This is a genomic window from Bradyrhizobium sp. 33ap4, assembly GCF_032654765.1.
Lineage (GTDB): Bacteria > Pseudomonadota > Alphaproteobacteria > Rhizobiales > Xanthobacteraceae > Bradyrhizobium > Bradyrhizobium australafricanum.
The window spans coordinates 1-17,569 of record NZ_JAUMTJ010000058.1 but is presented as its reverse complement, the minus strand read 5'-3'; the positions used below and the strand labels follow the sequence as shown (position 1 = coordinate 17,569).

Annotated in this window: 16 protein-coding genes; 5 read left to right on the top strand and 11 right to left on the bottom strand. The window is 65.2% G+C overall.

The features are described 5' to 3' along the window. Window positions 1-71 precede the first annotated feature (71 nt). Together Q2M23_RS33895 and Q2M23_RS33890 are read right to left on the bottom strand one after the other, a co-directional pair. A complete protein-coding gene (locus Q2M23_RS33895) occupies window positions 72-1,472 on the bottom strand; it encodes a selenium-binding family protein (protein ID WP_229192289.1) in 1,401 nt (466 codons plus the stop codon). Between the two features lie 386 nt (window positions 1,473-1,858). Continuing rightward, window positions 1,859-3,055: an amidohydrolase family protein gene (locus tag Q2M23_RS33890; RefSeq protein ID WP_057017552.1), complete on the bottom strand. Its 1,197-nt coding sequence runs from the start codon at window positions 3,053-3,055 to the stop codon at window positions 1,859-1,861. Between the two features lie 146 nt (window positions 3,056-3,201). Between Q2M23_RS33890 and Q2M23_RS33885 the strand changes: the two genes are divergently transcribed. Next, window positions 3,202-3,975 carry a ferredoxin--NADP reductase gene (locus Q2M23_RS33885; RefSeq protein WP_141341369.1) on the top strand — a complete coding sequence of 258 codons (774 nt, stop codon included), beginning with the start codon at window positions 3,202-3,204 and terminating at the stop codon, window positions 3,973-3,975. 123 nt (window positions 3,976-4,098) lie between these two features. Here Q2M23_RS33885 and soxA read toward each other — a convergent pair whose 3' ends face one another. The 9 genes from soxA to Q2M23_RS33840 form a co-directional block, all read right to left on the bottom strand. Then, the gene (gene soxA / locus Q2M23_RS33880) at window positions 4,099-4,872 is read right to left on the bottom strand and encodes a sulfur oxidation c-type cytochrome SoxA (RefSeq protein WP_316398378.1); all 774 of its coding nucleotides are present in this window, start codon (window positions 4,870-4,872) and stop codon (window positions 4,099-4,101) included. Continuing rightward, window positions 4,869-5,189, bottom strand: a complete 321-nt coding sequence (gene soxZ, locus Q2M23_RS33875; RefSeq protein ID WP_076827071.1) for a thiosulfate oxidation carrier complex protein SoxZ — start codon at window positions 5,187-5,189, stop codon at window positions 4,869-4,871. The genes soxA and soxZ overlap by 4 nt, the downstream gene beginning before the upstream one ends. Beyond that, the gene (locus Q2M23_RS33870; RefSeq protein ID WP_316398377.1) at window positions 5,189-5,653 is read right to left on the bottom strand and encodes a SoxY-related AACIE arm protein; all 465 of its coding nucleotides are present in this window, start codon (window positions 5,651-5,653) and stop codon (window positions 5,189-5,191) included. Before Q2M23_RS33870 ends, soxZ begins: the two co-directional genes overlap by 1 nt. Window positions 5,654-5,666: 13 nt before the next feature. Then, entirely contained in the window at window positions 5,667-6,095 is a 429-nt protein-coding gene (gene soxX, locus Q2M23_RS33865; protein ID WP_410469805.1) for a sulfur oxidation c-type cytochrome SoxX, read from the bottom strand. Window positions 6,096-6,108: 13 nt separating this feature from the next. Beyond that, window positions 6,109-7,380, bottom strand: a complete 1,272-nt coding sequence (locus Q2M23_RS33860; protein ID WP_076827065.1) for an NAD(P)/FAD-dependent oxidoreductase — start codon at window positions 7,378-7,380, stop codon at window positions 6,109-6,111. Window positions 7,381-7,438: 58 nt separating this feature from the next. Then, window positions 7,439-9,625 carry a xanthine dehydrogenase family protein molybdopterin-binding subunit gene (locus tag Q2M23_RS33855; protein WP_316398375.1) on the bottom strand — a complete coding sequence of 729 codons (2,187 nt, stop codon included), beginning with the start codon at window positions 9,623-9,625 and terminating at the stop codon, window positions 7,439-7,441. 10 nt (window positions 9,626-9,635) lie between these two features. Then, the gene (locus tag Q2M23_RS33850) at window positions 9,636-10,085 is read right to left on the bottom strand and encodes a (2Fe-2S)-binding protein (protein WP_316398374.1); all 450 of its coding nucleotides are present in this window, start codon (window positions 10,083-10,085) and stop codon (window positions 9,636-9,638) included. 153 nt (window positions 10,086-10,238) lie between these two features. Next, the gene (locus Q2M23_RS33845; RefSeq protein ID WP_316398373.1) at window positions 10,239-11,636 is read right to left on the bottom strand and encodes an MFS transporter; all 1,398 of its coding nucleotides are present in this window, start codon (window positions 11,634-11,636) and stop codon (window positions 10,239-10,241) included. A gap of 99 nt (window positions 11,637-11,735) precedes the next feature. Further along, the gene (locus Q2M23_RS33840) at window positions 11,736-12,296 is read right to left on the bottom strand and encodes a helix-turn-helix domain-containing protein (protein ID WP_316398372.1); all 561 of its coding nucleotides are present in this window, start codon (window positions 12,294-12,296) and stop codon (window positions 11,736-11,738) included. A 140-nt stretch (window positions 12,297-12,436) separates the two neighbouring features. Here Q2M23_RS33840 and Q2M23_RS33835 point away from each other — a divergent pair, with 140 nt between their 5' ends. The 4 genes from Q2M23_RS33835 to Q2M23_RS33820 all read left to right on the top strand — a co-directional run bounded on the left by Q2M23_RS33835 (window position 12,437) and on the right by Q2M23_RS33820 (window position 17,321). Continuing rightward, complete coding sequence (locus Q2M23_RS33835; protein WP_016846500.1) at window positions 12,437-12,799, top strand: darcynin family protein; 363 nt, start codon at window positions 12,437-12,439, stop codon at window positions 12,797-12,799. Window positions 12,800-13,377: 578 nt separating this feature from the next. After that, window positions 13,378-15,153: an iron ABC transporter permease gene (locus Q2M23_RS33830; protein WP_316398371.1), complete on the top strand. Its 1,776-nt coding sequence runs from the start codon at window positions 13,378-13,380 to the stop codon at window positions 15,151-15,153. A gap of 23 nt (window positions 15,154-15,176) precedes the next feature. Then, complete coding sequence (locus Q2M23_RS33825) at window positions 15,177-16,202, top strand: ABC transporter substrate-binding protein (protein ID WP_316398370.1); 1,026 nt, start codon at window positions 15,177-15,179, stop codon at window positions 16,200-16,202. 15 nt (window positions 16,203-16,217) lie between these two features. Then, the gene (locus Q2M23_RS33820) at window positions 16,218-17,321 is read left to right on the top strand and encodes an ABC transporter ATP-binding protein (protein WP_316398369.1); all 1,104 of its coding nucleotides are present in this window, start codon (window positions 16,218-16,220) and stop codon (window positions 17,319-17,321) included. Window positions 17,322-17,569: the final 248 nt, after the last annotated feature.

Sequence of the window (17,569 nt, the reverse complement as noted above, 5' to 3'; positions counted from 1 at the left end):
AACGGGCTCTGGATTCTTGTTTTGACGCGTTTTCTTCACGCGAACCGGTACCCACTTCGCTCGAAAACGCTCTAGACCGACGGATAGCAGAAGGAGTCGGTGGAGCAGTCACCGCCATCGAGCCGGATCTGGTGCGCCCGGTAGCCGTCGGGGAAGCTGACCCAGTAGTCCTTCGCCAGTTCGAGCCCACCGCCCGGGCTTGCATTCGCCATCACCTCGGCGCCGGGAATGCCTTGCGGATAGAACTGGTCGTCCCAGGTCGAGTAGAGCGAATTGGTCCAGTACACCCGCTTGCCATCGCGGCTGATCTCGACCATCTGCGGCCCGCCGGCAAAGGCCTGTCCGTTCGGGTGAGGCGCGCGATGAACGATGCCGCCGATGCGGACCGATCCGGCGAGCTTCGGCTTGCGCGGATCGCTGACGTCGTATTGGCGCATCTCGCCGGTGCCCCAGCAGGCGACGTAGAGAAACTTGTCATCCATCGACAAGTCGATATCGGTCACCAGCGGAGGTGCGGCGCCGAAACCCTGCAGCAACGGCGGCAGCTGGTCTTTCGATGCAGGCTCGGGCGGGATCGTCACCGTCTTCTCGATGTGAAACTTGCCGCCCTCGCGCCACCAGGTCCAGATCGAACCCTCGAGGTTCGTGGTATCGACCACTACGCCAACGAAGCCGTGTTCGCGAACCGGATCGTGCGCCGGACGCACCTCCAGCGCCATCTGATGATTGGCGCCGAGGTCGATGGTCTGGACATTGCGTCGGGCGCGCAGGTCCCAGAAATGCAGCCGATGGCCGTATTTGTTCGACAGCAGGTCTTCCGGCACGATGCCGTTCTCGAACTGCGGCGGCAAGGCCCACTCGCTGCTCACCATGTAGTCGCGCGGCAGATTCCACCAGAAGTCATAATGCTTGGTCTGCGGCCCACGATCGATCTCCCACCGGCCGAGCACCTCGAATGTCTCGCAGTCCATGATGAAGATGCCGGGCGGGCCATCGGTGCCGTCCTTGCCGCTCCCGCCGAGCGTGCTGACATAGATGCCTTCCGGCCCGCAGTGGATGGTGTGCGGTCGCGAATAGCCGGTCTTCTTGAAGATTTCCTCCGGCTCGATGATCTTGTGGATCTTGGCTTGCGTCGGGTCCGGCTTGGTGTCGACGATATAGATCCGGGAGGATCGCATGCCGGGGATGATGAGATAGCGACGCTCGAGGAAGGCGTGTCCGGCCAGCGGGGACAGCGCCGACGAGCAGGCGTTCCAGCCGAAATGGTGGAACTCGTCGCCCTTGTTGGGCATCGTCACCGTGTGGACGATCTTGCTGTAGGTCGGAGAGCCGGGCTTGACGTCGATCACCGCGAGTGCGTCCGGCTTTGAAAAATCCGGACTGAGCAGCACGGTGTAGGCAAAGCTCTCGGCCGGCGCTTCCATCGCGAGCTTCGGCGAGGCGTGGAACGTAGGATCTGGCCTCATCGTCATCGGCTGCCTCCTGATTGTGTGATGTGGATCGACACGGCACGGCGGCATGCAGCAGCAAGAACTTAAATCCGGATCGAAAAATGCCTCTTGCGAGTGCTGCCGGCTAAGGTTCGCTTGCGGGCAGACTACACCTCAACGGTGACAGCTGAAAACAAGGTTCGGTGACGGCGCTGGCGCGGCAAAGCCGCGCGCCGCCGGGCGCGCGATCTGGCAGCCTGCTCAAGGGGTTGAGCAACCGACCCAGCACATCAGCCTGAGAGCAAGTGAATGTATGACTGACGAGTGGCACCAAACGTTCAGCGCCGTCCCGGCCTTCGCCGGGGCGACACCGGATATGTTGCACCGCTGTTCACCCCGTTACCTCCGCGCAACGGCTTTGGTGCACGTCACTTCGCCACCACCTCCGGCACCTTGCCCGCGGGCGGCGTGTTGCGGCTGCGCTGGGTGCGGACGATGCCGTCGATGATGGTCATGCCGATGCCCGGGAGATCGCCGAGCTGAACGCTCTCCAGGATGTTCTTGCCCGGCGAATGCTGTGCCTTGTCCATCAGCACGAAATCGGCCGAGCGGCCGACCTCGATCAGGCCGCAATCGAGCTCGCGCATCCGCGCGGTGTTGCCGGTCGCCAGGCAGAACGCCAGCTCGGCCGGGAGCTCGCCGAGCGAGGACAGCAGCGAGACCATCCGCAAGATGCCGAGCGGCTGCACGCCGGAGCCGGCGGGCGCGTCGGTGCCGAGGATGACGCGGTGCAAATCGCCCATCTCGCGCGCGGTGCGCAGCGTGAACAGCGCCGAGCGCTCATTGCCGTTATGCACCAGCTCGAGTCCGCGCTTGCAGCCCTCGCAGATGCAGCGGATCTGGTCGTCGGGCAGGGCGGTGTGGCCGCCATTGATATGACCGACCACGTCGGTGTCGGCCTCCAGCACCACGTCCTTGTCGATCAGGCCGGAGCCCGGGATCGACGGGCCGCCGGTGTGGATCGTGCTTTGAATGCCGTATTTGCGCGCCCAGCCGACCATCTTGCGCGCGGTCGGTCCGTCCTTGACGCCGCCGAGCCCGACCTCGCCGAGCAGCTTGACGCCGGCGGCGGCCATCTCCTTGAAGTCGTCCTCCACCATCTCGCATTCGATCACGGGCGCGCCGGCATGCACCTTCACGCCGCCCGGACGCAGCGTCCAGAACGCGCGTTGCGCGAAGATCGCCATCGCCTTCAGCCCGACGACGTCGCGCGGACGCCCGGGCATGTGCACCTCGCCGGCGGAGATCATGGTGGTGACGCCGCCATGCAGATAGCTGTCGATCCAGTTGATCTGGTTCTGCCGCGGCGTCCAGTCGCCGGCGACAGGGTGGACGTGGCTGTCGATCAGGCCGGGCGCGACCGTCGTGCCATTGGCATCGACGATGGTGGTGGCGCCTTCGGTGTCGACATCCTTGAGGCGGCCTATCGCAGTGATCTTGCCGTTCTCGGCGACGATGGTGTCGGCATCCAGGATCGGCTTTTCCAGGGCCCCCGACAGCATCAGCCCGATATTGCGGATCACCAGCTTGCTCGGACCGGTCGCTTGGGGTGCATCGTGCGCCATGGTTTTTCCTTTTGGTTCAATGCCTTCGCCGGCCATTGTGCCCGTGGCTTGACGGCCGGATCAAGCTGGATTATTCATTTGTATACGAACGATCGTGTACAAATGATTTTGCCGCCAATCCGGCCCGCGCGTCAAGGAAACTGACGATGAGCAATTTCAACCAGGAAAGCGTCCTCAGCGTTCACCACTGGACCGACACGCTGTTCTCCTTCAAGACCACGCGCAACCCGTCGTTCCGCTTCCGCAACGGCGAGTTCACCATGATCGGGCTCAAGGTCGGCGAGAAGCCGCTGCTGCGGGCCTACAGCGTCGCCAGCGCGAATTACGAGGACACGTTGGAGTTCTTCTCGATCAAGGTTCCGGACGGCCCGCTGACCTCACGCCTCCAGCACCTCAAGGAAGGCGACGAGATCATCGTCAGCCGCAAGGCGACCGGCACGCTGGTCATCGACAACCTCGAGGATGGTCGCAACCTCTATCTGGTCGGCACCGGCACCGGCCTCGCGCCGTTCCTCAGCGTGATCAAGGATCCCGAGACCTACGACCGGTTCGAGAAGGTCGTGCTGCTGCACGGCTGCCGCCGCGTCAAGGAGCTCGCCTATGGCGAGATGATCACCGAGAAGCTGCCGCAGGACGAACTGATCGGCGAATTGGTGCGCGACCAGCTGATCTACTACCCGACCGTGACGCGCGATCCGTTCCATAACCGCGGCCGCATCACCGACCTCATCACCTCGGGCAAGCTGTTCACCGACATCGGCCTGCCGGCGCTCGATGCCGCGCATGACCGCGTCATGATCTGCGGCTCGCCGGCGCTGGTCGCCGACACCCGCACGTTGCTGAACGGCCGCGGCTTCGTCGAGGGCAATCACGGCGAGCCCGCGCAGTTCGTGGTGGAAAAGGCGTTCGCCGAGCGCTGAAGCTCGGCACGCATCTCGCCGTCATTGCGAGCGAAGCGAAGCAATCCATTGCTACCCAGCGCGCGGAGGGATGGATTGCTTCGCCGCTCCGCTCCTCGCAATGACGCGGATGGAGCTGTGTAGTCAAGGCCTGACCGCCGGCGTCTCGACCGGCATGCCGCGTGCCCGCGTCATCAGATAGAGCTCGAGCTCGACCAGCTCCGGCGAGCCGTAATCATAAGCCTGCGCGCGGATACCGGTGATGCAGGCGCGCAGCCGCCGCTGCAACGATCCGAGCGCCTGCCATTCCAGCCGGTACAGCGGATAGCCGGTCGGCTGGCCTTGCGTGATCGCGCTGCCCGCGAGCTTCTTGTCCCAGTTATCATCGTGGCAATTGGTGCAGCCGAGATTGAGCTGGCCCTGCCGTTGCATGAACAGCGCGTGGCCCCGTCCGACGAACGGCGCGAGCTCCGTATCGTCGCCGGCCGTAATCGGCATGCCGCGCGATTGCCGTGCGACATAAGCGGTCAGCGCCAGCAGCTCGCGGCTCTCATAGGCGAAAGGCGAGGCCTGCTGGTGATTGCTCTGGCAGAGGTTGATCCGTCCCTCGAGGTCGACCGGCTTGCCTAGCGCCTTGTCGAAGGCCGGATAGTGCGCCGCGACGCCATTCATGCTGACGCGGGCGTCGTTGTGGCAGTCGGCGCAGGCCTTGTTTGCGGTACCGGCCTTGCGCGTCCACAAGGCCTCGCCGTCGAGCACGGACAGCATGCCGGGATTGGCGGTGTCCTCGTCCTGCATCGCCTTGCTGTCGGCGCTCATGAAGCTGTAGCCGGAGCGGCGTTCGGATCGCGGGATCTCGGTCGCGAGCGCGGCGCCCGCCATCGCCGTCAGCAGCGCGATGCAGACCGCAATCCTCATTCGACCGTGATCGAAGCCTGCGCGGTCTCCGAAAACCCTTTGTCGCCGATCCATTCGAATTCGAACTTGCCGCTCTCGGTCACCGTGGTGAAGAAGGTGATGAACGGATTGGCCGCGATCGCAGGATAAAGATCGGCGCGGAACACTTCCTTGCCGTTGAAGCGGCAAGTGAAGCTCGTGATGATGTCGCGCGGCACCACGCTGCCCGAGGCCGTGTGGCGGTAGCCGGTCTCCATGATGTGCGACATCAGCGTCTTGATCTCGATGACGCTGCCGCGCTTGGCCTTGGCCGGGACATTGATCAGGGCCGACGGCATCAGATCGCCTCCTCGGTGCAGGCAGCGAGCGTCACCACGACGTCGGCAGTTGCAGACCAGAACGTGTCGTCGGACAGCCGCGCGATGGCGGTGACCTTCTGGCTGTCGGCGAGGCGGATGCGGGTTGACACCTGGGCGCGCCCGGCGCGCGGCCCGAGATGGAAATTGCCGATGTTCGGCTGCGGATTCTTCTCGTTGAAGATGTGGATGCTCTTCACATACTCGACCGCCGTCATCGGGCTGGTGACGTTGACCGTCATCGGCACCGTGTTGCCGTTCTCGACCAGCGGCGGAATGTCGAGCTTGACCTTGCCGGTGTGCACATTGGCCTCGCCGATGACACTACGGATCGCGGCCGATAGCATCGCCGGCGTCGCGTCCACGGGGCGCACGATCACCAGCGCGGCGGCGCCGCCAGTCAGGCTCAGAAACGTCCGGCGTGTGGTGTGGTCCGAATTCGCCATCGATTGATTGGTCCTAGTTCCGCAGTGTCGTCAAGTAAGCCACGAGATCCTCGATCTGCTCCGCCGACAGGATCGGCTTGCCGCGCCAAGAGGTGCCGACCCGCACGAGCCCTTCGACCCGATAGTAGGACGGCATGATCGTTGCCGCATTGAGATGCGACGCATCGACCAGGCGGAGCCGCAACTGTCCTTCCGACCAGCGGCTGCCGCTGCCGGCGAGGTTCGGCGCGAGGTCGCCCTGGAACGCCTGCTCGGGAAATGGGCCGCTGTGACAGAGGATGCAAGTGGAGGAACGCTCGACGATCAGCGCGCGGCCGCGCGCCACATCGCCCCTGGTTCCCGTCAGCGATGCTGGAATCTCATCGCCCACGACGGTGTAGGGCCGCAGCTCCTCGGCGCCGGCGGGCAAGCAGGCCGCGAACAGTCCCGCGGCGAGCAGCATTGTGAGGGCGAGCCTAGCCAAAGGCATCTCCCGTGATCCTCTTGAACCAGTCGAGCGCCTGATCTGCCTCGCGCTGGCGCACCTCGCGCGGCGCGTCGACCGGGCTCGTGGTGACCTCCGCCTCGGCGTACTGATCTTCCTTCGGCTGATAGATGCCCTTCAGCGAGAAGGCGTAGCCCGGCGCGACCGTGTTGTAGCAGGCACCATCCAGCCGCGGCGTCTCCGGCGCCTTGCCGGCAAGCGCGCTCACGATCGCGGCCGCGCAGGCGCGGCCTTGCGCTGCCGCCGCGGAGGCGGATTTCGGGATGCCGCCGGCGATCGCGGCATCACCGATGACGTGGATGTTGGGCACGAGCTTTGAAGCAAATGTGACGGGATCGATCGGGCACCAGCCGGTGTGGTCGGCGGCGCCGGCGATGTCAGCGATGCGGCCGGCCCTTTGCGGCGGGATCACATTGGCGACCGCGGCGGTGTAGTTGCCGAAGTCGGTGACGATCTCGTTGGTCGCCGGATCGACCGACGTCACCCGTCCGCCCTGCGACAGCGCGATCCGTTCGATCATGCCGGGATAGAGCTCCGTCCAGGCCTTCTCGAACAGCTTCTGCTGCGAGTAATTGTCCTTGGCGTCGAGCACCAGGATCTTCGACTTCGGCTTGTTCGCCTTCAGATAATGCGCGATCAGGCTGGCGCGCTCGTAAGGCGCGGGCGGACAGCGCAGCGGCGCAGCCGGCACTGCGATCACGACGAGGCCGCCATCGTCCATGGCTTCAAGCTGCTTGCGCAACAGCATGGTTTGCTCGCCGGCCTTCCAGGCGTGCGGCATCTTCTCGGCCGCTGCCTCGTCATAGCCGGAGAGGGCGTCGAAGCGCATGTCGATGCCGGGGGCCAGCACCAGCCGGTCATAGGACAGCGTTGTCCCATCAGCGAGCGCGATGCTGCGCGCCTGCGCGTCGACCTTCGTCGCCGCCTGTGCGGCAATCGTGATGCCGTCGGCCCCAACCTTGTCATAGGTGAATTGCTGCGCGGCAAGCTCGCGCAGACCTGCAATCACCTCGTTGCTGAAGGGGCAGGCGGTGAAAGTCCTGTTCGGCTCGATCAGCGTAACCTGAAGCTTGGTGTCGAGCCGCCGCAGCGCCCGCGCGCAGGCCGCGCCGCCGAAGCCGCCGCCGATCACCGCGATGCGCGGCGCCGCCTGCGCCAACGCCGGACGCGCCAAGGCGGCCGCTGCGACGGCAGCGGCGCCACGGATCACATCCCTGCGCGTCTGATGACGCGTGACGGCCATGCACGAGAATCCGAAAAAAGGAGGCGGCGGCCGGTCGGGGCCGCCGCTTCCGGTTTGATCAGGCGAAGCTGATGTTCTGGTTGCGCAGCGGGAAGCTGCGGATGCGCTTTCCCGTCGCGGCGAAATAGGCGTTGAGCACCGCCGGCGCCGCAACGCCGATGGTCGGCTCGCCGACGCCGCCCCAGAATCCGCCGCTCGGCACCATCACCGATTCCACCTTCGGCATCTCGTTGATGCGCATCGAGTTGTAGGTGTCGAAATTGGTCTGCTCGATGCGGCCGTCCTTCACGGTGCAGCCGCCGTAGAACAGCGCGCTGAGGCCGTAGACGAAGGAGCCCGCGATCTGCCGCTCGACTTGCGCCGGGTTGACGACATAGCCGGGATCGGTGGAGGCGACGATGCGATGCACCTTGATCTTGCTGCCGTCGGTCACCGAGATCTCGGCGGCGCCGGCAACATAGCTGCCATAGCCCATTACCTGCGCGATGCCGCGATAGACGCCCTGCGGCGCCGGCGTGCCCCAGCCGATCTTCTCGGCCACGGCGTTGAGCACGGCGAGATGCTTGGGGTGCTTGCCCATCAGCTTGCGGCGGAATTCGAGCGGGTCCTGCCCGACCGCCAGCGCCAGCTCGTCCATGAAGCATTCCATGTAGATCGCGTTGTGATTGACGTTGACGCCGCGCCAGAAGCCCGGTGGAACGTGCGGGTTGCGCATCGAATGCTCGACCAGCAGGTTAGGCACCGAATAGCCGATCGCGGCCTCGCCGGCTTGCGCGACGCCCTGGAACGCGGCGGGGTCCATGCCGTTCTGCAGCGCTTCCGGGCGCACCGAGAACAGGATGGATTGACCCGACAGCCGGTAGTGCAGCGCGACCAGGTTGTTGTCGGCATCGAACGCACCGGTCAGCTTGCACTGCGTGATCGGGTGATACTTGCCGTGCTGCATGTCCTCTTCGCGCGACCACAGCAGCTTGATCGGCGTGCCCGGCATCTGCTTGGCGATCGCCACCGCCTGCCGCACATAGTCGGTCATGCCGCGCCGGCCGAAGCCGCCGCCGAGCATCAGCTTGTGCACGTCGACCTTCTCCGCCGGCAGGCCGGAGGCCTCCAGCGCCGCCGCGAACGCCGCCTCGCCATTCTGCGTGCCGCACCAGACCTCGCATTTGTCAGGCGTGTAGAGCACGGTGGCGTTCATCGGCTCCATCGTGGCGTGGTTCTGGTAGGGATAGCTGTAGATCGCCTCGACCTTCTTGGCAGCGCCGGCGATCGCCGCCTTGGCGTCGCCATTCTGGTTGCCAATGTAGGCCGGCTGCGCATTGTCGAGACCTTCGGCGAGCCACGTCGCGATCGTCTCGCTGGAGACCTTGGCGTTGGGGCCTTCGTCCCAGACAATCGGCAACGCATCCAGCGCGGTCTTGGCGTGCCACCAGGTGTCGGCGACGACGGCAACGGCGCTGTCGCCGACCTGCACCACCTTCTTGACGCCCTTCATGCCAGCGACCTTGGCCTCGTCAAAGCTCTTCACCTTGCCGCCGAACACCGGGCAATCCTTGATCGCGGCGTTCAGCATGCCCGGCAGCTTGACGTCGATGCCGTAGACCATCTTGCCGGTGGTCTTGTCGACGGTGTCGAGCCGCTTCAGGCCCTTGCCGGCGATGGTCCAGTCCTTCGGGTCCTTCAGCTTGACGTCGGCCGGCGGCTCGAGCTTGGCCGCGGCTTCCGCGACCTTGCCGTAGGTCGTGGTCTTGCCCGAGGGCGTGTGGGTGATGACGCTGTTGACGGCCTTGCATTCCGAGGCCGGCACCTTCCACTCGTTGGCTGCCGCCTGGATCAGCATCACGCGCGCGGTGGCGCCGCCCTTGCGGACATAATCCTGCGAGGTGCGGATGCCGCGGCTGCCACCGGTCGAGAAGTCGCCCCAGGCGCGCTTGCGGGCGACGCTCTGGCCGGGCGTCGGATATTCTGTCGTGACCTTCGACCAGTCGCATTCCAGTTCTTCGGCGACGAGCTGGGCGAGGCCGGTGAGCGTGCCCTGGCCCATTTCGGAGCGGGCGATGCGGATCACCACGGTGTCGTCGGGCCGGATCACGACCCAGGCGTTGACTTCAGGCGCGCCGGCGGCCGCGCGCACCACGGCGGGGCCGCCGAACGGCAGGTCGAGGCCGAGCGCGAGGCCGGCGCCGGCGGTTGCGGTGCCGATCACAAAGGCGCGGCGATTCAGTTTTGGCATGACGTGCTGGTTCATCGCTGCGTCCTTATGCGTTCGCGGCAGCATGGATCGCCTCGCGCACCTGCTGGAAGGTGCCGCAGCGGCAGATATTGGTGACGGCGTCGTTGATGTCGTCGTCGGTCGGCTTCGGATTGTCCTTCAAGAGCGCCGCGACGGCCATGATCATGCCGCTCTGGCAATAGCCGCATTGCGGCACGTCGCTGGCGATCCAGGCGAGCTGCACCTTGTGCATCATGCCGCCCGCCGCGAGACCCTCGATCGTGGTGATTTCCTTGCCGGCCGCTTCGCTCACCGTGACGCCGCAGGAGCGCATCGCGACGCCGTCGATATGCACGGTGCAGGCGCCGCATTGGGCGATGCCGCAGCCGTATTTGGTCCCCGTCAGTCCGACGTTCTCTCTGATTGCCCACAACAGTGGCGTATCGTCCTCGACGTCTACAGTGATTGTCTTGCCGTTAATTTTGAGGTTTGCCATCGCGATCCCCTGAATGGTCCGATCCTCCGACCGGACTGCAGCGCGATGTTGGCCTTGAAACTGGAACGGTTCAAATCAAGAAAATGCGCTCGCAGCGCGAAAGAAAGTTGATGCTGTGGTGTTTGGCCGCGGACTGTGCGCGCCGCATACCTGTCATGACTTTTGCGGTGAAGCGACGGCCAAACGCAGGAAGCTCATGACGCTGCCGAGCGCGGCAAATCCGGCACCCAGCGCCAGCGCCACGGTGGCGCCCTCGCGGTCGGCCAGCGCGAAGCAGAGCGCGGCGAGGGCGGCGCCGGTGGTCTGCCCGGTCAGCCGCGCGGTCGCGACGATGCCGCTGGCGCTGCCGCTGCGATGCGACGGCGCGCTCGACATGATCGCCTTCATGTTGGGAGTCTGGAAGAAGCCGAAGCCGATGCCGCAGATCATCGTGCGCCAGACGATGTTGGCGACGCTGGGCTCGGCCGGCAGGGTCGCGAGCAGCACCATGCCAAGTCCGAGCAGCAGCATGCCGATGCCGCCGAGAATGCCGGCCGGATAGCGGTCCGACAGCCGGCCGCCGATCGGCGCCATGAAGGCGACCACCAGCGGCCAGGGCGTCATGAAGAAGCCGGTCTCGACCTGCGAGCGGTGCAATATGTCCTCGAAGTAGAACGGCAGCGACACGAAGGCGAGGCCCTGCACAGCGAATGAGCAGACGGCGGTCGCGGCCGACAGCGCGAAGATCGGCCGCCGGAACAGGTCGATCGGCAGCATCGGCGCCGGATGGTCGGCATGCCGCCGGGTCAGGATCCATCCGAACAGGACGGCGCCGACAAGCTCGGTGATGACAAGCGCCGGCGCGGCCTTGTGCGCGGCGCTGCCGATGCCGATGATGAAGAGGCCGAGACAGGCGCAGGCCAGCGCCGCGCCGGCGAAATCGAAGGCGTGGGTGGCGCGCGGCGTCGTCGGCAGCGTCTTCATGCCGATCAGCAACGCGACGACGCCGAACGGAATATTGACGGCGAACAGCCAGGGCCATGGGCCGAGCGCGAGGATTCCGGAGGCGATGGTCGGCCCCAGCGTGAAGGCGGTCGCGACCACAAGCGCATTGTGGCCGAAGCCGCGGCCGTGCATCCGGCTCGGATAGACGAAGCGCACCAGCGCTGTGTTGACGCTCATCAGGCCGCTGGCGCCGAGCCCCTGCAAGGTGCGCGCGACCAAGAGGCTCGGCAGCGACCATGCCAGGGCGCAGCCAAGTGACGCCAATGTGAACAGCAGGAGGCCGCCGAGATAGATTCGCTGATGACCGACGATCTCGCCGAGCGCGCCGAGCGGCAGCAGCGTCGCGACCAGCGCGATCTGATAGACGTTGACGACCCAGACCACTTCCGCAGGGCTGACATGCAGATCGCTCGCGATCGCCGGCAGCGCGATATTGGCGATCGCGGTATCGAGCGAGGCCATCGCCAGCGCCGTGAAGATCGCGGCCACCGCCCAGCGGCGGCGTTCCCAAGGCAATCCATCGGTGATCGGCGCCGTTGCCGCGGTGGTCGGGGTCTTCTCGAGCATGCCTGAAATGTCTCCGCGACCGCCATGTACTACGCCGGCATCCCGTTCCCCAGCCGCGCCATTGCATGATGCGTATGCGAAGCGGCCTTGCCGGAAGCGTCAAAAGTCCGGCCGCGGACCGAACAGATATCCCTCGATGGCGCGCAGCACCCGGCGGCTGGCCGCAGCCTGCGAGAGGTCGTTTTGAAGCGCGTGGTCGACCATGGCGCGGCTGATCACGATCAGATCCTCGATGGCGTCATCGTCGACGGGCCTTGCGATCTCACGACGATGCCGCGCCAGCAGGGCGGCGACCAGCTCCTTCAATTCGCCGGCCGCTGACGTGCCCGATGACGCCGCGCGCAGGCGATCCTCCTCGGCCTCCAGAATGCGATTGAGCCCGGCCCGCTCGGCATGCGCCTCGAGCTGGGCCCGAACGATCAGGTTGAGCGATGCCGTCAGGCTCTTGCCCTCGGATGCCGCGACCGCATCCCGTACTTTCGCCAGCAGCGCGTCCTCGAATCTGGCGATCAATGCCAGCGTCAGCGCGTCCTTGTTCGGGAAGTACTGGTACACCGAGCCGACGCTGATCCCGCCGCGCTCGGCGACCGCATTGGTGTTGTAGCCCTCGAGCCCGCCCGCTTCCAAAACGCGAGCCGCCGCTTCCAGAATCACCGCCACGGTTTCCCGCGAACGCTGCTGAAGCGGCTGTTTGCGGGACTTTGTGCGCCGCTTCGGCGGCATGGCGGGCGTCTCCCAAAACGCGAGTTGTGGAATATGAGCAATTACTCACATTATGGCCGTGAAAGGAGAACCGATCAATGGTGACACTGCAAACGACCTCGTCTCCCGTGCTTCCCGAGCACGAGGACGATCCGCACAGGTTTCATATCTTCGTCATGGTCAAGACCACGCGGCACTGGCTCGATCTGAAGACCGAGCAGCGTCTCGCCTTCCTGCACGAGGAGGTCATTCCCTTGCTCCGGCGTCGCCCGGAGCTGAAGGTGCGCTGGTTCGAGCCGGAGGCCTTCTCGACCAGGGCGACCGACGTCATGATCTGCGAGACCGATGACCTCTCGGCCTGGGCGTGGTTCTGCGACCACCTGCGCGAGACGAGGTTCTGGGACCACTATTTCGAAGTGCTCGACATCATGCCGGCGCTCGAAGGCAATTACCTTGCCTAGGATGCCGACGCCGGCCCGGATCGTTCCGGGCCGGCGTCCCGGCAGCCTGTGGCGACGCAACTGCGTCCCATCCACATCTGTCATCGCCCGGCTCGATGTTCAGCCCGGACAGATCACTGACGGGTGTTCGGAGACATAGCTGACACATCAACATTGGCTGGATTGGTCCGATTCGGGAGGCCGTCCATGCCTTGGAGTGAGGTGTCAGTGATGGATCACCCGCTTTCGCTTGCGCGGGTGATGACACCGAGTGGCTGTTTTGGCATCTCGAATTCCGCCCCACCCGCATCGTCGTCCCGGCGCAGGCCGGGACCCATAACCACCGATGCTGCTTATCGGGCGTGTTGGAACGACGAGTCCCGTTCAAGACATCCGCCGCGGAGTATGGGTCCCGGCCGTCGCCGGGACGACGGCGGTGGAGCAGCGTGCGAACGCGATCAATCGATTTCGTGTTCCCGCGGTGCGTCACAGAATCGCGCCGAAGCGACTTTCGGATAGCTTGCGTCACAGTCACGATCGACTACCCTTGGTATACAAGCAGGCCCGGCGTCAGATCGGGCCGCAAGAGGAAACGGGCATTGCACGGACAGGCCGACCGGCGCAGCGAAGCCATGCGAAGCGCCAGCGAGGGAACTCGCCGCCGCGCGTTCACCGGCCTCTGGGTCGCGGCATTGCTGGCGATCCTGACCTTCCTGGTCATCTATCCCGTCTTCATGCTGCTGCTCGGCGCGCTCACCGACACCAATCCGGTGGTCGACGGCATCCGTCTCAGCCTGAGCCATTTGTCGATCGCCAATTTCCTCGCCGTGCTGGCCAATCCGAACGTCGCCGAAGCGCTGCTCAACACGCTGATTGCCTGCGGCGGCGGCACGGTGATCGCGGTCGCGATCGGGCTGTTGTTCTCCTGGATCGTGGTGCGCACCAACACGCCGTTCAAGGGCTTCATCGCCGCGGCGAGCATCCTGCCGCTGTTCGCGCCGCCGCTGGTCGCGGGGGTGGCCTGGGCGATTCTCGGTTCGCCGAAGACCGGCTTGATCAACACGATGTTCAAGTGGATGGGCTCCGACCTGCGCGTCGATCTCTATTCGATGTGGGGCCTGGTGTTCGTGTTCGGCATCTACTACGCGCCCTATGTCTACATGTTCACCTCGTCGGCGCTGCGCAACATGGACCCGAGCCTGGAGGAGGCCGCGGAAATCTCCGGCGCGAGCCCGGTCGCGACCCTGTTCACGGTGACGTTCCCGCTGATCATGCCGGCGATCGTCTCGGGCATGCTGCTGTCCTTCATCGTGATGCTCGGCATCTACGGCATCCCCGCCGTGCTCGGCGCGCCGACCAACCTGAACGTGCTCACCACTTACATCTTCAAGCTCACCAACTGGTCGCCGCCGCTCTACAACACCGCGGCTGCGGTCGCGATCATCCTGATGGTGGTCACGGGGCTCCTGGTCTATCTGCAGCAGAAATTGCTGAGCGGACGCAGCTATACCACCGTCGCGGGCAAGGCGTTCCGGCCGCGCAGCCTCGATCTCGGCCCATGGCGCTGGCTCACCTTCGCGATCGGGATCGTCTACCTCCTCATCGTCGTGGTGCTGCCGTCGCTGGCGCTGATCGTCGCGGCGTTCCGCAAGTTCATGTTCATCCGCGACGTCGCGAGCCTGTTCGACATGCGGCAATATTCGCTGACGCATTTCGAGAGCATCTTCGACAATCCGTTGACGATGCGCTCGATCTACAATGCGGTCGAGGTCGGCGTCATCACGGCCGTTGTCGGCGGCGCGCTCGCCTTTGCGATCGGCTACACCATCCATCGCACCCGCGTCAGCGGACGCGGCGCCATCGACCTGATCTCGACGCTGCCGGTCGCGATCCCCGGGCTGGTGGTCGGCGTCGCCTATCTCTGGGCCTGGATCGGCGTGCCGGGCGGGCTCTACGGCACGATCTGGATTCTCGCGCTGGCCTTCATTGCGCGCTTCATGCCGGACACCGTGAAGGCGCTGTCGACCTCGTTCCTGCAAATCCACCGCGAACTCGAGGAGGCCGCCTGGGTCTGCGGCAAGGGCATGCTCGGCACCATCAGGACGATCGTGTTGCCGCTGGCGCGGCCGGGGGTGCTGGCGTCGATGACGCTGCTGTTCGTGCTGGCGATCCGCGAGCTCGGCTCGTCGCTGTTCCTCTACACCAGCAACACCATGGTGATGTCGGTGCTGCTGCTCGACTATTATGAGGGCGGCAATATCGGCAAGACCGCGGCCTTCAGCCTGGTGCAGACCGTGCTGCTCGGTGTCCTGATCGGCGGCGCCAACTGGCTGTCGCGCGGATCGGCGCAGGGCAACGTGGCGCGGACCGGATAACAACGAATAAGGGGAGGATTGCGATGGATAGACGAACCTTCACCACACTGGCCTTGGCAAGCGTGGCGACGCTTGCATTGGCGCCTGCGGCACAGGCGCAGGAGTTCGGCTCGGCGGAGTTGATCGCGGCGGCCAAGTCCGAAGGCAAGCTCGTCTACTACACCGCGAACTTCGCCGAGATCGAGCAGCAGGTCATCAAGGCCTTCAATAGGCGCTTTCCCGAGATCAAGGTCGAGATGGTCCGGGCGCCCGGCGGCCAGCTGATCACCCGCGTGAAGACTGAGGCCGCGGCCGGCAAGCTGATCGCCGACGTCGTCGACCATTCCGACCGCGCGCTGATGCAGCCGCTGGAAGACCTGTTCCAGGATTACGCGCCGCCGAACGCGGCCGATTACGATCCGCACGCGCTGATCTCGCCGAAATACTGGCCGCGCGCGACGATCGCCTGGTCGATCGCCTACAACACCGAGCTGGTGAAGGACCCGCCGAAATCCTGGATGGACCTGACCAAGCCGCAGTATGACAAATTGATCGGGCAGGTGTTCGCGCAGTCCGGCGGCACCACCTGGACGCGGATCATGTTCGAGCGCCAGGTGCTCGGCGAGGACTATTGGGCAAAGCAGGCCGCGACCCATCCGGTGCTGTATCCCTCCGGCGCGCCGACGGCCGATGCGCTGGTGCGCGGCGAGATCGCGATCGCGCCGCTGCTCTACAACGTGATCTACCAAAAGAAGAAGGACGGCGCGCCGATCGAGATCTTCTTTCCGCCCGAAGGCGCTCCGGTCAATCCCTACGCGACCGGCATTCCGAAGACGGCGGCCCATCCCAATGCAGCAAAGCTGTTCCTGAACTGGTGTCTGTCCAAGGAAGGACAGACTTTCATGATCAAGGAGCTTGGCAATCTCACGTCGTTGAAAGCGCCGCCGGCATATCCGGAGGGGTTCGATCCAAAGGTGGTCAAGCTCTGGTATCCGAAGTTCGACGAGTATGTGAAGCTGCATGCGGCGTGGGTCGCGGACTGGGACAAGACGTTTGGTTACCGGCAATAGGCTGATGGTGCAGCGATGACGGCGACGCTCGAAGTCACCGATCTCAGCAAGCAGTTTTCGATCGGCCGCCCGGCCATCGACGGCGTCAGCTTTGGCGTGCCGGCCGGCGAGATCGTGGTGCTGCTGGGGCCGTCCGGCTGCGGCAAGACCACGACGCTGCGCTGCGTCGCCGGGCTCGAGCATCCGACCGGTGGCGAGATCAGCATTTCCGGGCGGGTGGTCTCCTCGCCGGCAAGCGGCATCCTCGTGCCGCCGCGTGCGCGCGATCTCGGCATGGTGTTCCAGTCCTATGCGGTGTGGCCGCATATGACGGTGCGGCAGAACGTGATCTATCCGCTGAAGCACCGCAAGATCGGGCGCACCGATGCTGCCCGCATGGTCGAGGAGGCGCTGGCGCTGGTCGGACTGTCCGACTATGCCGACCGGCCGGTGGTGGCGCTGTCGGGCGGCCAGATGCAGCGCGTCGCGCTGGCGCGCAGCATGGTGTACCGGCCGCAACTCCTCCTGCTCGACGAGCCGCTGTCGAACCTCGATGCCAAACTGCGTCTGCGGCTGCGCGACGACCTTCGCGTCATCCTCAAGCAGACCGGGATGACCGCGCTCTACGTCACCCATGACCAGGCCGAGGCGGTCGTGCTCGGCGACCGGATCGGGGTGATGCGCGACGGCAAGCTGCTGCAGATGGACACGCCCGACGTGATCTACAACCGTCCGGCCGATCTGTTCGTCGCCAATTTCACCGGCGCAACCAACGAGCTCGCGGGCACGCTCGTCACATGCAATGGCCGCTATGGCGTGGTCGATTTCGGTGACGGCCGGCGAGGCGAGGTCGCGCTGTGCCAGGCGCTCAAGCCCGACGAGAAAGTGCGGATCGCGCTGCGGCCCGAGAACATCGCGATCGGCCGGCCCGACGGCGCCAACACGTTCGCGGCAAAGGTGCTCGACCGCAGATATCAGGGCACCCAGACCGCCTACGGCATCGAGCTGTTCGGCAAACGGCTGGAAGCGATCGAGCTCGGCACCGCCGCGCGCCATCAGGTCGGCGTCGAGGCACAGGTCGCGTTGCCGCGCGAATGCCTGTGGGCCTATCGCGACAGCGGGCCGGCATCGCATGAGTAGAGCGTGGTATTGTCGCGTCGAGTGGCGAAGGGGCTGGGCTCCCTCGCCCCGCTCTTCGCGGGGAGAGGGTGGGGTGAGGGGCTGCTTCCGCGAATACAGTGATAGTTGCGTTTGCGAGGCTCTCCCTCACCCGGAACCCATCTAACGATGCATTCCGACCTCTCCCCGCACGCGGCAGGGGTGTCCGGGGAATGATTCACTGTGTCGCGGTGCATGCTCGGCAGGACCGAGGCAAATCGGTCTTTTCT

What these genes read in the sequence shown, in the direction of transcription:
- Q2M23_RS33895 (WP_229192289.1), bottom strand. Translation starts at nt 1,472, where the DNA reads ATGACGATGAGGCCAGATCCTACGTTCCACGCCTCGCCGAAGCTCGCG.
- Q2M23_RS33890 (WP_057017552.1), bottom strand. Translation starts at nt 3,055, where the DNA reads ATGGCGCACGATGCACCCCAAGCGACCGGTCCGAGCAAGCTGGTGATC.
- Q2M23_RS33885 (WP_141341369.1), top strand. Translation starts at nt 3,202, where the DNA reads ATGAGCAATTTCAACCAGGAAAGCGTCCTCAGCGTTCACCACTGGACC.
- soxA (WP_316398378.1), bottom strand. Translation starts at nt 4,872, where the DNA reads ATGAGGATTGCGGTCTGCATCGCGCTGCTGACGGCGATGGCGGGCGCC.
- soxZ (WP_076827071.1), bottom strand. Translation starts at nt 5,189, where the DNA reads ATGCCGTCGGCCCTGATCAATGTCCCGGCCAAGGCCAAGCGCGGCAGC.
- Q2M23_RS33870 (WP_316398377.1), bottom strand. Translation starts at nt 5,653, where the DNA reads ATGGCGAATTCGGACCACACCACACGCCGGACGTTTCTGAGCCTGACT.
- soxX (WP_410469805.1), bottom strand. Translation starts at nt 6,095, where the DNA reads ATGCTGCTCGCCGCGGGACTGTTCGCGGCCTGCTTGCCCGCCGGCGCC.
- Q2M23_RS33860 (WP_076827065.1), bottom strand. Translation starts at nt 7,380, where the DNA reads ATGGCCGTCACGCGTCATCAGACGCGCAGGGATGTGATCCGTGGCGCC.
- Q2M23_RS33855 (WP_316398375.1), bottom strand. Translation starts at nt 9,625, where the DNA reads ATGAACCAGCACGTCATGCCAAAACTGAATCGCCGCGCCTTTGTGATC.
- Q2M23_RS33850 (WP_316398374.1), bottom strand. Translation starts at nt 10,085, where the DNA reads ATGGCAAACCTCAAAATTAACGGCAAGACAATCACTGTAGACGTCGAG.
- Q2M23_RS33845 (WP_316398373.1), bottom strand. Translation starts at nt 11,636, where the DNA reads ATGCTCGAGAAGACCCCGACCACCGCGGCAACGGCGCCGATCACCGAT.
- Q2M23_RS33835 (WP_016846500.1), top strand. Translation starts at nt 12,437, where the DNA reads ATGGTGACACTGCAAACGACCTCGTCTCCCGTGCTTCCCGAGCACGAG.
- Q2M23_RS33825 (WP_316398370.1), top strand. Translation starts at nt 15,177, where the DNA reads ATGGATAGACGAACCTTCACCACACTGGCCTTGGCAAGCGTGGCGACG.
- Q2M23_RS33820 (WP_316398369.1), top strand. Translation starts at nt 16,218, where the DNA reads ATGACGGCGACGCTCGAAGTCACCGATCTCAGCAAGCAGTTTTCGATC.